Origin of the sequence: Cognatilysobacter lacus, assembly GCF_008274655.1 — a bacterium.
GTDB classification, from domain to species: domain Bacteria; phylum Pseudomonadota; class Gammaproteobacteria; order Xanthomonadales; family Xanthomonadaceae; genus Cognatilysobacter; species Cognatilysobacter lacus.
Genome location: NZ_VTRV01000084.1, coordinates 1 through 12,036, shown reverse-complemented (window position 1 = coordinate 12,036; position 12,036 = coordinate 1). Strand labels below are relative to the sequence as shown.

Here is a 12,036-nt window from a genome sequence, read left to right as displayed (position 1 = left end):
TCGAGTTCGAGGAGCGCCATGAGAGCCGGCGGAAATTCGTGGCACTCGTGTGACTCGTATTCGGCACCGGGATCTTCGTGCTCGGAGGCCATGCCGTCGTTGAAGGCGGTGTCTCCAGTTGCGCGGAGGGGTTGCCCGCCCAGTTCTTCGGCGAGTTGGTCGGATGCTTCGGCCAGTTCGGCGAACGAGCGCAGAGCCCGCAGCAGGTGCTCGGCGACGAAGGGTGCGCCGTCCACGCGGACCACGCCCTCATCGGCGCGCAGCAGGCCGGCGAGGACGCGAAGCAGGGTGGTCTTGCCCGCGCCGTTCTCGCCCTGCACCAGCAGCGCCTCGCCGGTATCGACCGAGAGGTCGAGCGGGCCGAACACGGGATCGTCGTTGCGCGAAAAGCGCAGGCCGGTGGCGTCGAGAAGAGGCGAGCGGGGCGTCGGGGAGGCGGGCATCGGCGCGTCGAACGGCCGGTGGCCGCGGTCGCTCATTCTATCCAGTCGACGTGCGGCAGGTCGGCGCCGTCGGGCATGGCCATCAGCATGTGCAGTCGGACCGTCGAACCCGCGACCCAACTGAGGATGCCGGCCTGGCCGAAGTCGCGGCCCAGCGCGTCGGCGCGAACGGGGTCGATGCCGGCGATCAGCCAGCCGGCTTCGCGATGCGCGCCGTCCGGCGCTTGCGCCCAGGAGCGGCGATAGTCCATGCCGAGGCCGTCGAGCCGGGCGACCAGCGCGTCATCCGACTGCAGGTTCTCGCCAACGGGCTGCGACTCGGCTTCCGGGTTCCACGCGGTGATGAACGCGTAGTAGGCCGCCGGTAGGCGGCTTTCGATGCCGCCCGCGCCTTCGCCGACGCGGAACTCGACGGGGTCACCGCCGAGCGCGACGCCGTAGCGTGCATCCGAGAACGCCCGTGCGAGCGCGATCGGGTCGTCCTGCGCGGCTTCGTGTTGGCTACCGTCGCCGCTCATGCGCTTATCCATGTCGTTTACGTACACTCGTGGCCCCTTCGCAAGGCTGCGCGCGATGACGCCCGAAACCAAGTTGCCCAAGGTCGGCACGACCATCTTCACCGTGATGTCGCAGCTGGCGGTCGAGCACGGCGCCGTCAACCTGGGGCAGGGCTTCCCGGACTTCGAGGTCCCGGCGCGCCTCGTGGCAGCGCTGGAGCGCGCGATGCGCGAAGGACGCAACCAGTACGCACCGATGTCGGGCGTGCCGCCATTGCGCCAGGCGATCGCCGGCAAGACCGAGCGGTGCTACGGATACCGGCCGGATGCTGACGCCGAAGTGACGGTGACCTCCGGCGCGAGCGAGGCGATCTTCGACGCGATCCACGCCGTCGTGCGCAGCGGCGACGAAGTCATCGTGCTCGACCCCTGCTACGACTGCTACGAGCCGGCGATCGACCTCGCCGGCGGCATCGCCGTGCATGTGCCGCTGCATCCGGAAACATTCGCACCGGACTGGACGAAGATCCGCGCGGCCGTTTCGCCGCGCACGCGGATGATCATGATCAATTCGCCGCACAACCCGTCCGGTGCGATGTGGTCGGCGGACGACATGCGGCAGCTCGACGAACTGCTCGCCGGTACGTCGATCTACCTGCTGTCCGACGAGGTATACGAACACATCATCTTCGACGGGCGGCGCCACGAGTCGGCGCTGCTGTATCCGTCGCTGCGCGAGCGTGCCTTCGTGATCTCGAGCTTCGGCAAGACCTATCACTGCACGGGATGGAAGATCGGCTACTGCATCGCGCCGCCGGCCATGTCGGCAGAGTTCCGCAAAGTCCATCAATACAACACGTTCTGTACGTTCGCGCCGGCGCAGTTCGCCTTCGCCGAGATGATCGAGGCCGAGCCGGCGCACTACGAGCAGCTCGGCGCGTTCTACGAGGCCAAGCGCGACCGCTTCCGCGAACAGCTGCTCACCACGCGATTGCGCCCGTTGCCGGTGCCGGGCGGCTACTTCCAGCTGGTGGACTATTCACGGATCAGCGATCTGCCGGACGCCGAGTTCTGCCGCTGGCTCGCGATCGAGAAGGGCGTGGCGTCGATCCCGCTTTCGCCGTTCTACGGGACGCCGCCTGAAGGACAGCGCCTCGCGCGCCTGTGCTTCGCGAAGAACGAATCCACGCTCGACGCCGCCATCGAGCGGTTGCAGTCGCTCTGAGGTCAGCATGTCCACCGCATCCAACATTGCCCGCACCCACACTCCGTTGCGCGTAAGCCTCGTGCAGGGGGACACCCGCTGGCTCAACCCTGAAGCCAACCGCGCGTACTACGGCCGGTTGCTCGGCGCGCTGCACGGGACCACGGACCTCGTCATCCTGCCCGAGACGTTCACCAGTGGCTTCTCGAACGACGCGATCGATCGCGCCGAGACCATGGAGGGGCCGACACTGCAGTGGATGCGCGAACGCGCGCGCGAGCTCGATGCGGCGGTCACCGGAAGCGTGCAACTGCGCACCGATTCCGGCGTCGCCAACCGGCTGCTGTTCGTCACTCCGGACGGCGCGGTGCAGTTCTACGACAAGCGCCACCTGTTCCGTTACGCAGGCGAGCACGAACGCTACAGCGCGGGTCGCGACAGGCTGACGGTCGAGTGGCGCGGCTGGCGCATCTGCCCGCTGGTCTGCTACGACCTGCGCTTCCCCGTGTTCTCGCGAAACCGCTTCGACGTGGAGCGCAAGGACGAGCTCGACTACGACCTGCTGATCTACGTCGCCAACTGGCCGGGCGTACGCGGCCACGCCTGGCGCACCCTGCTGCTCGCACGGGCGATGGAGAACCTTTGCTACGTGGCGGCGGTCAATCGCGTCGGCACGGACGGCAACGGCCTGGTCTACGCGGGCGACAGTGCCGTGATCGATTACCTGGGCAACCCGCTCAGCGAATGCGCGGACATGGAAGTGGTGACCACCACCACGATCTTCCTCCACGAGTTGCACGGCCATCGACAGCGTTTCCCCGCGATGCTCGATGCGGATGGGTTCGAACTCCTGTGATCGCTCGGCCCTATACGAGACCGGTGACGTAGTACAGCGCGATCACCACCGCGACGGCGGCGGTCTTGATCACCGTGACGGCGAAGATGTCGCGGTAGGCCTGGCGATGCGTCAGGCCTGTTACGGCGAGAACGGTGATGACTGCCCCGTTGTGCGGAAGCGTGTCCATGCCGCCCGATGCCATCGCGGCCACGCGGTGCAGCACGTCCATCGGGATGCCCGCCGCCTGCGCCCGCTCGATGAATTGCTTGGCCATCGCCGCCAGCGCGATCCCCATGCCGCCGGACGCCGACCCGGTGATACCGGCCATGGCCGTCACCGTCACCGCCGTGTTGACCAGCGGGTCTGGAATCCATGAGAGCGCGCGCGCCACCGTCAGGAAGCCGGGAAGCGCAGCAATGACCGCGCCGAAGCCGTACTCGGATGCGGTATTCATCGACGCGAGCAGCGCGCCCGCGATCGCGGAACGGCTGCCCTCGACGAAGCGCGATGTGACCGGCCGCCACGCCAACACCAGCACCGCCACGATGCCGACCAGCAACGCGCCTTCCACGGCCCAGATACCCGCGAGCTTCGCCGTTTCCTGCACGACGGGCGCCGCGTCGCCGATGACGGCGGGATCGAAACTCGTCGATTTTCCGTACAAGTCCGGAATCCGCGCCGTAAAAAGCCGATTCGTGACGCCGACGAACACCAGCGGCAACAGCGCGATCCATGGGCTCGCAAGACGCTCGTCGACAAACGCGGCGGGCTCGTTCAGTAGCGTCGCCGGATCGCCGTAGCCTTCGCCGGCTGCGGCCGCGCTGCGTCTGCGCGAGTCGAGGTAGAGCAGGCCGACGAGCAGGATGAAGAGTCCGCCGAGGCTGCCGAGCGCCGGCGCGGCCCAAGCGGTCGTGCCAAAGAACGTGGTCGGGATGATGTTCTGGATCTGCGGCGTGCCGGGCAGGGCGTCCATCGTGAACGTGAACGCGCCCAGCGCGATGGTGCCGGGGATGAGCCGCTTCGGGATGTCGCTCTGTCGGAACAGCTCGGCGGCGAACGGATACACGGCGAACACCGCCACGAACAGCGACACGCCCCCATACGTCAGCAGCGCGCACACGACTACGATCGACAGGATCGCGCGCCTCGCGCCCACGACGCGGATCGTCGCCGCCACGATCGAGCGCGAAAAACCCGAAAGCTCGATCAGCTTGCCGAACAATGCGCCGAGCAGGAACACGGGAAAGTAGAGCTTGAGGAACCCGACCATCTTCTCCATGAAGAGGCCGGTGAACATGGGGGGCACGAGCGCGGGATCGGTCAGCAGCACGGCGCCGAGGGCGGCAACCGGAGCGAACAGGATCACCGAGTGGCCGCGATACGCCACGAACATGAGGAACGCCAACGCGGCGAGCACGATCACGAATGCCATGGCGGCTCCCGTCCCAGACTGGCGGCCAGTATCCGGACGGTTTGCGCCGCCGGCATTGTCCGAAGGTACAGCTGCCGCGCACGGTCGGCGTCGCCTACGGTGCACGGCATCGCGGCATGTTCCGCCCCGCGATCACGCCATCCGGTCACTGGGGAGAGTCCTTCGATGCGCCGCAACAATTCCAGCCGTACGCACCTCTGCATCGCAATCGCCTGCGCACTGATGGCGCCGGCCGCCTGGGCGCAGGACGCCACTACAACGAACAATCCCGGCGACACGGTCGACGGTGAACGCGCACTCGACCGCATCAAGGTGACGGCGCGCAAGCGCGAGGAGACGCTGCAGGAAGTGCCGGTCGCGGTGACCGCGTTCACGCCCGAAGCGCTCGATCGACTCAACGTGCGCGATCTTGGCGACCTCGACGCGCAGGTGCCCAACCTCACCATCTATGCGGCACGCGGTTCGACCAGCACCGTGACGGCCTACATCCGCGGCGTCGGGCAGGCCGATCCGCTGTGGGGCGTCGACCCCGGCGTCGGTATCTATCTCGACGACGTCTACATCGCGCGGCCGCAAGGCGCGCTGCTCGACGTCTTCGACGTGGAGCGCATCGAAGTCCTGCGTGGCCCGCAGGGCACGTTGTACGGAAAGAACACGATCGGCGGCGCGATCAAGTACATCTCGAAGGGCCTACCCAAGCAGCTCGACGGCTTCGGCTCCATCACCATCGGCAACTACAACGAGCTCGACGTAAAGGCAGGCATTGGCGGCCCGATCGGTGGCGCGGACAGCGGCCTGCGCGGCCGCGTTTCCGTGGCGAGCCTCAATCGCGACGGTTTCGGCACCAACACGTACACCGGCCAGGACGTAAGCGACAAAGAGATCAACGCGGCGCGCTTCGAACTCGGCGCGTTCGCGGGCGACAACTTCGACGTCCGCTTCGCGCTCGACTGGATGGACGACCAGTCGGGCATGCGCGGCGCCAAGATGCTGGCGCCCAACCCCCTCACGCGTGGCGTGTATCCGCCGCTGGACAGCCGCTACGACATCCGTAGCGGCATGCCCAACATCAACGATACGCAGATGAAGGGCGGCTCGATCACCGCCAACTGGCGCCCGAGCGACAACATCAGCCTGAAGTACGTAGTGGCCAAGCGCGAGTCGGACACGCAGACGAACATCGACTTCGACACCACGCCGCTGCCGCTGGTCGACGTGCGCGCGTTCTACAACGACCAGCAGGTCAGCAACGAACTGCAGTTGAATTACGACGCGGGCGGCCGCGCTCGCGGCGTCATGGGCCTCTACTGGTTCGACGGCGACGCCGGCGGCCACGTCCTCAACTACTTCTCCAACCCGCTGCTTGCGCCCGGGCTCACCAATCCGCTCTTCGGCGATACGCAGGGCTACGTCAACACCAAGTCGTTCGCGGCGTACGCCGATTGGACGTTCGACCTGAGCACCCAGTTGAAGCTGGACGTCGGCGCCCGCTACACGGACGAGGACAAGCACGCCGTTGCGCTCAATCGCTTCTACACCAGCAACAGCTACACGACGTCGTGGGGCACCGCGGCGAACTTCAACAAGACGGTCAACTTCAAGAACGTCTCCCCGAAGGTGTCGCTGGACTACCAGCTCACGCCGGACATCATGGTTTACGCGCTCGCAACCCGCGGGTTCAAGTCGGGGGGCTACAACATCCGCGCCAACACCACGGCCGTGCCGCGCTCGGGCGAGCCCTTCGGCGACGAGTCGGTGGACAGCTACGAACTCGGCAGCAAGATGTCGCTGCTCGACGACCGCCTGTTCCTCAACCTTGCGTACTTCCACAACAAGTACAAGGACATCCAGCTTTCGGTCTTCACCTCGTACACGCTGCCGAATGGCAGCCAGAGCTTCTTCGGCGACTTCACCAACGCGGGGCAGGGCACGGTGCAGGGCGTCGAGGTCGAGTACCAGTACCTGCCGACGCGCCATTGGGCGATCAGCGGCAACCTCGCCTGGCTCGATGCGAAGTACGACAAGTTCATCACCGCGGGGGTGAACGTCGCCAATTCGCAGCGGTTCACCAACGCACCGGAGTTCTCGGGCGCCTTGAACCTCGAGTGGCGTACCGCGCTGGAGAACGGGGGCAACCTCTCGGCCCGAGTCGGCTATTCCTACCAGTCGGACGTGTGGCCGACGACGGACCTGAGCCCCGCGATCCATCAGGACGGCTACGGGCTGCTGAGCGCCGGCGTGATCTGGAAGATGAACGACGCTTGGTCGTTCTCGCTCCAGGGCTCGAACCTGACGGACGAGGCGTACCGAACGACCGGGTACAACATCGCGTCCTACGGCGTCCTCACCGGATTCTACGGTCCGCCGCGCCAGTATTCGCTCACTGCGCGATACGACTTCTGACCGACGCCGAAGGCGGTCGGAGTAGCGACGGCGGGCCTTCGGGCCCGTCGTCGCGTTTTCGGGCAGGGCCGCGACGATGCGCCACCGCAGGCACTAAGCTGCGGACAGGGGTGGGACGGGACGGCGCGATGCAGCAAATCGGGGCAGCCGAAAGATGTTGAACGCGGGGATCGTCACCGCGGCGAGCCTGGCGTGGCTCGGGCTGATGTTCGCCGCGGCGCTGCATGCCGAGCGCCGGCCGGCCCTGTTCGCGCGCCGATGGCGCTTCGTCTACGCGTTGTCGCTCGCGGTCCACTGCACGTCGTGGACGTTCTACGGCACGGTCACGCAGGCCGCACGCTACGGCTGGCCGGTACCGCCGACGTTCGTGGGTGCGGTGTTGCTCTACGCGCTCGGCATCGGCGTGATGCTTCGTCTGGCGCGCCTGGCGCGGGACACGAATGCCGCGTCCCTGGCCGACCTGATCGCGACGCGCCTCGGCAAGGACGCATGGCTCGCCGCGACGGTGACGCTGGTGGCGGCGCTCGGCCTGATCCCGTACATCGCGCTGCAGCTGAAGGCCGTCGCGATGAGTTTTTCGATGCTGTCGTCCGGCGGCGTTGCGGCGAGCGGTCCCGCGTGGCGCGACAGCGGCCTGTATGTCGCGATCGTGCTCGCCGTGTTCGCGATCCTGTTCGGTGCGCGCAAGGCCGAAGCGACCGAACATAACCGCGGCCTCGTGTTCGCGATGGCGCTGGAGTCGGTGTTCAAGCTCGGCGCGATGCTGGCGGTGGGCGCGTTCGTACTGTTCGGGTTGCATGCGTCGCCCGTTACGTTGCCTGCACCACCTCCCACGGACGGCGCGGGGTTCGTCCCGCTGGTGGTGCTGGGCGCGCTGGCGATGTTCATCCTGCCGCACCAGTTCCACGTGTCGGTGGTGGAGTGTCGCGAAGAGCGCCACGTGCACACGGCGCGCTGGCTGTTCCCGTTGTATCTCGTGCTGATCGCGTTGCCTGTTCTGCCGCTGGCACGCGCCGGTGCGCGACTGCTGGGCGACCGCGTCCCGTCCGACCTCTACGTCCTCGCGCTGCCCCTCGCGCAGGGCCACGAAGCGCTCGCCCTGTTCGCCTTCCTGGGTGGGCTGAGCGCGGCGACCGGCATGGTGGTCGTGAGCACGCTCAGCCTGAGCCTGATGATCGGCAACCACTGGTTCGCGCCGGGATTGTTGCGGGGCGCATGGAACCGCAGCGGCGCCGGCGACCTGAGCGGCAGCGTGCTGGCGCTGCGCCGCACCGGCATCGTCGTAGTGATGCTGCTCGCGTGGGCCTACAGCCGGGTGATCGCCGGCAGCGAGGCGTTGGCCGACGTCGGCGCGGTTTCGTTTTCGGCGCTGGCGACGCTGGCGCCCGCGCTCGCGTTTGCCGTGTGGCGACCGCAGACCCCCGCGCGCGCTGCGCTGCTGGGCATCCTCGTCGGCTTCGCGACGTGGGCGTGGATCCTCGTGGTGCCTACCTTCGACACCGCCACCTGGCTGCACGCCGGCCCGTTCGGCGCTGCGTGGCTTTCACCGGATGGCTTCTTCGGCCTCACCGGTTGGTCGCGGCTCGGGCGCGCCGTCGGCGCCAGCCTGTTCCTTGGCACCGCGACCACGCTGCTGCTGGCGGCGTCGTGGAATGGCGCACCGCGACGGGCGTATCGCGGCCTCGACGCGGCGACGCTTCGCGCAGCGAGCCTGCGCTTCCTGCCGCGCGACCGCGTGTCGCAGCTGCTGCAGGGGGTCACCGGCACGGGCCCGGTGCCGGTTACGGTCGAAGAGCGGATGGAGCGCGAACTGGCCGGCGTGCTGGGTTCCGCTTCGGCTCGGGTCCTGCTCGACGCGGCGCGGCGCGAATCGCGCGACCTGGAAACCGTCGCGACGATCGTCGGCGAAGCATCCGCGGACCTGCGCTTCAATCAGCGCTTGCTCGAGGCGGCGCTGCAGAACATGAGCCAGGGCATCAGCGTCGTCGATGCCGACCTGCGACTGGTGGCGTGGAACCGCCGCTACGCCGAGCTGTTCGGCTATCCCGCGGGCCTGTTGCAGGTCGGGCGGCCGATCGCCGACCTTGCGCGCTGGGCGATGCAGCGTGTCGGCCTGGAGGGCGACGTCGAGCACGCGCTGCACAGGCGACTTGCCTTCATGCGCGCGGGGACGCCGCACCTTTCGGAACGCGTGCTGCCCGACGGCACCATCGTCGAGATCCGCGGCGTCCCGATGCCCGGCGGCGGCTTCGTGGCGACGTTCACCGAAGTCACTGCGTTCCGTCGCGCGCAGGCGGGCCTGCTGCTCGCGAACGAAACCCTCGAGCAGCGCGTCGTCGAACGCACGGCCGAACTGCAGGTGGCGACCGGCCTCGCCGAGCGGGCGAATCACGCGAAGAGCCGGTTCCTGGCGGCGATCGGGCATGACCTGATGCAACCGCTGCACGCGGCGCAACTGTTCATCGACGCCATCAGTAGCGAATCGGACGAATCGCGTCGCGCGGCAACGGTGTCGCAGGTGCGTGGCGCGCTGGAATCCACCGTCGAGTTGCTGTCCGGTCTGCTCGACATGTCGCGGCTCGAGGCAGGCGGGCTCGTGCCGCAACCGCGTGCGTTCGCCCTGTGCGAAGTGCTGGAGCCGCTGGCATCCGAATTCCACGCGATTGCCGCCGCGCGCGGGCTGTCCTTCCGGTACGTGCGCTCGTCCGCATGGGTACACACCGATCCGCACCTCTTGCGCCGGGTGCTGCAGAACTTCCTGGCGAATGCCGTCCGCTACACGTCGCACGGGCGCGTCATCCTCGGCGTGCGGCGCGTCGACGGACAGGCCGTCATCCAGGTGCATGACACGGGACCGGGCATCGAGGCCTCGCGCCAGCGCGAAATCTTCGACGAGTTCCGACGTGGCGCGGACGCTCCGGGTCAGGGCCTCGGGCTCGGGCTGTTCATCGCCGATCGAATCGCCGCGCTGCTCGACGCGCCGATCGGCCTTCGCAGTCGCCCGGGCACGGGCACGATGTTTTCGATCGGCGTGGACCGCGCCGCCGGGCCGCAGCGAACGCCAGTGCCGCCCGTGCCACAGCGCCTGGCCGGCCTGCGCGTGTTGCTGCTCGACAACGATGCGAGCGCGCTGGAAGCGACGCGCCTGCTCCTCGAGCGCTGGGGCTGCTCGGTGGTGACCGCACGCGACCGTCGGGAAGCGATCGCCGCATGCGAAGCGGCCGACCCGGCGGTGTGGTTGCTCGACTTCCACCTCGACGCCGGAGATACCGGACCCGACGTCGCGCGGCTGCTCGAGGGGCGCTTCGGTGCGAGGCCCACGCTGGTGGTCAGTGCCGATGCGAGCAGCGAGGTGCGCGCATCGGTGCAGGCCGCCGGATACGGTCTATTGCCCAAGCCGCTCAAGCCGCTGGCGTTGAAATCGACGCTGGACCGGCTGGTCGTTGCAGGCGAAAGGCATTCGGCCGCGGTGCAGTAGACCGGACGCCGCGACGATTACGCCGGCACGTGGCGCGCCGGATCGGTCAATTCGAGTTCGCGCAGCACCACGCCCGCCTGCGTTCGATTGCGCACGCCAAGCCGTTCGAAGATCGCGGAGAGGTGGGCCTTTACCGTGCGTTCCTGCACGTCCAGCCGGTCCGCGATCTGCTTGTTCAGCAGGCCCTGCGCGACGAGCGTGAGCACGCGAAACTGCTGTGGCGAAAGGCTGGCAAGTCGCGCTGCGAGGTCGGCGTCGCCGCTGGCACTTTGCGTGCGCGCCACGGTCATGCGCAGCGAAGAGGGCAGCCACTGCTCGCAGGCGAGCACCGCGCGGATCGCGTCGCGCAATTCGTCGAGGCCCGAACTCTTGGGCAGGTAGCCCGCGGCGCCGTGGTCCAGCGCGCGACGGACGATGCGCGGATCGTCATTGGCGGACACCACCACCACCGCGACATGCGGATACTGCGCGCGCACCGCGGCCAGGCCGGCCAGCCCGTGGTTGCCGGGCATGTGCAGGTCGAGCAGCACGAGATCGATGTCCGGCTCGCGCTCGAGCGCGGCGAGCACTTCGTCGAGCGAACCGGCCTCGTGCACCACCAGCCCGTCCACCGCATCGCGCGCCGCGCCGCGCAGCGCGGCGCGGAACAGGGGATGGTCGTCGGCGACGAGCAGCGTTGGCATGGCTACTGGACCGTCCAGCCTCCGTCCACGTCGATGGTGTGGCCGGTGATGTTGCGCGCGGCGGGCGACATCAGGAACGCGGTGATGCCGGCGAGTTCCTCGAACGTGATGAACACGCCCTTGGGCATGGGCTTGAGCATCACGTCGCTCACCACTTGCGATTCCGGGATGCCGCGCGTGCGCGCCTGGTCGGCGATCTGCTTGTCGACCAGCGGCGTCTTCACGTAAGTCGGGCAGATCGTGTTGATGGTGATGTCGGCGTCGCAGGTTTCGAGCGCCATCACCTTCGAAAAGCCGAGAAGGCCGTGCTTGGCCGCCACGTACGCGCTCTTGAACGGGCTCGCGACCAGCGAGTGGATCGAGCCTATGTTGACGATGCGCCCGAATCCGCGCTCGCGCATTCCCGGCAGCACCGCGCGCGTGATCCGCGCCACGCCGACCAGCATGACCTGCACCAGCAGGTCCCACTTCGCCATCGGGAACTCTTCCAGCTTGGAGACGTGCTGAAGGCCCGCGTTGTTGACCAGCACGTCAACCGGACGCGTGAGCGCGGAAAGCACGGCGGCCACGCTGTCGTCCGACGTCACGTCGAGCGCATGGGCTTCGGCGCTGCCGCCCGCCGCGACGATCGACTGAGCGACGTCGCGCGCGGCGTCGTGCGACAGGTCAGTCACCACGACGTGGTGGCCGTCCTGCGCGAGTGCCGCCGCGATGCCGGCGCCGATGCCGCTGCCGGCGCCGGTAATGAGCACGCATCTCGGCGTGGAAGCGATCTGGGTCATGGGAGTCTCCTTGGGGCCAGCGTACCAATGCGCGGCGAGGCTGGCGTGGTACCAACGTACGATGCCGGCGTCGCGACCCCTTGCTAGGGTGTCGGCATGACACCTTTCCGTTACCTGGCGCCGCTGCTGTGCGCGGCCACCACGTTGCTCGCCGGCTGCGCGAGCGTTCCCGGGGTTCGTCCGATGGAAGAGTTCAGCGTCCAGCGCGTGACCGCGCATCGCGACGGCGACGACCTGCTGACCGCCGGGCTGGGGCTGACGGGTCTGCGTGGCCCA

The 12,036-nt window shown here is 68.0% G+C and carries 10 protein-coding genes; 5 read left to right on the top strand and 5 right to left on the bottom strand.

The genetic code is table 11. The annotated features are described in order from the left end of the window. A partial coding sequence (locus FW784_RS14760) for an ATP-binding cassette domain-containing protein (RefSeq protein WP_235893629.1) occupies positions 1–443 on the bottom strand: 443 nt, incomplete at its 3' end. Positions 444–475: 32 nt separating this feature from the next. Next, entirely contained in the window at positions 476–961 is a 486-nt protein-coding gene (locus FW784_RS08795; protein ID WP_187770746.1) for a DUF3293 domain-containing protein, read from the bottom strand. A gap of 55 nt (positions 962–1,016) precedes the next feature. Here FW784_RS08795 and FW784_RS08790 point away from each other — a divergent pair, with 55 nt between their 5' ends. Further along, positions 1,017–2,165 (top strand): pyridoxal phosphate-dependent aminotransferase, encoded by a 1,149-nt coding sequence (locus FW784_RS08790; RefSeq protein WP_149352975.1) that lies wholly within the window; start codon positions 1,017–1,019, stop codon positions 2,163–2,165. A 7-nt stretch (positions 2,166–2,172) separates the two neighbouring features. Beyond that, the gene (locus FW784_RS08785; RefSeq protein WP_149352974.1) at positions 2,173–3,000 is read left to right on the top strand and encodes an amidohydrolase; all 828 of its coding nucleotides are present in this window, start codon (positions 2,173–2,175) and stop codon (positions 2,998–3,000) included. 10 nt (positions 3,001–3,010) lie between these two features. Here FW784_RS08785 and FW784_RS08780 read toward each other — a convergent pair whose 3' ends face one another. Then, on the bottom strand, positions 3,011–4,414 hold the full coding sequence (locus tag FW784_RS08780) for a GntP family permease (RefSeq protein ID WP_149352973.1): 1,404 nt from the start codon (positions 4,412–4,414) through the stop codon (positions 3,011–3,013). A gap of 165 nt (positions 4,415–4,579) precedes the next feature. On the opposite strand from FW784_RS08780, the gene FW784_RS08775 reads away from it, so the two are divergent. Both FW784_RS08775 and FW784_RS08770 read left to right on the top strand, forming a co-directional pair. Next, positions 4,580–6,817, top strand: coding sequence for a TonB-dependent receptor (locus FW784_RS08775; protein WP_235893628.1), 2,238 nt, complete (start codon positions 4,580–4,582; stop codon positions 6,815–6,817). Between the two features lie 154 nt (positions 6,818–6,971). Further along, positions 6,972–10,295 carry a hybrid sensor histidine kinase/response regulator gene (locus FW784_RS08770; protein ID WP_149352972.1) on the top strand — a complete coding sequence of 1,108 codons (3,324 nt, stop codon included), beginning with the start codon at positions 6,972–6,974 and terminating at the stop codon, positions 10,293–10,295. Between the two features lie 17 nt (positions 10,296–10,312). Here the strand turns inward: FW784_RS08770 and FW784_RS08765 are convergent, their stop codons facing one another. Then, positions 10,313–10,978: a response regulator transcription factor gene (locus FW784_RS08765; RefSeq protein WP_149352971.1), complete on the bottom strand. Its 666-nt coding sequence runs from the start codon at positions 10,976–10,978 to the stop codon at positions 10,313–10,315. A 2-nt stretch (positions 10,979–10,980) separates the two neighbouring features. Continuing rightward, the gene (locus FW784_RS08760; protein ID WP_149352970.1) at positions 10,981–11,760 is read right to left on the bottom strand and encodes a 3-hydroxybutyrate dehydrogenase; all 780 of its coding nucleotides are present in this window, start codon (positions 11,758–11,760) and stop codon (positions 10,981–10,983) included. Between the two features lie 96 nt (positions 11,761–11,856). Here FW784_RS08760 and FW784_RS08755 point away from each other — a divergent pair. Next, positions 11,857–12,036: hypothetical protein (locus FW784_RS08755; protein ID WP_149352969.1), on the top strand; the 180-nt coding region annotated here is incomplete at its 3' end.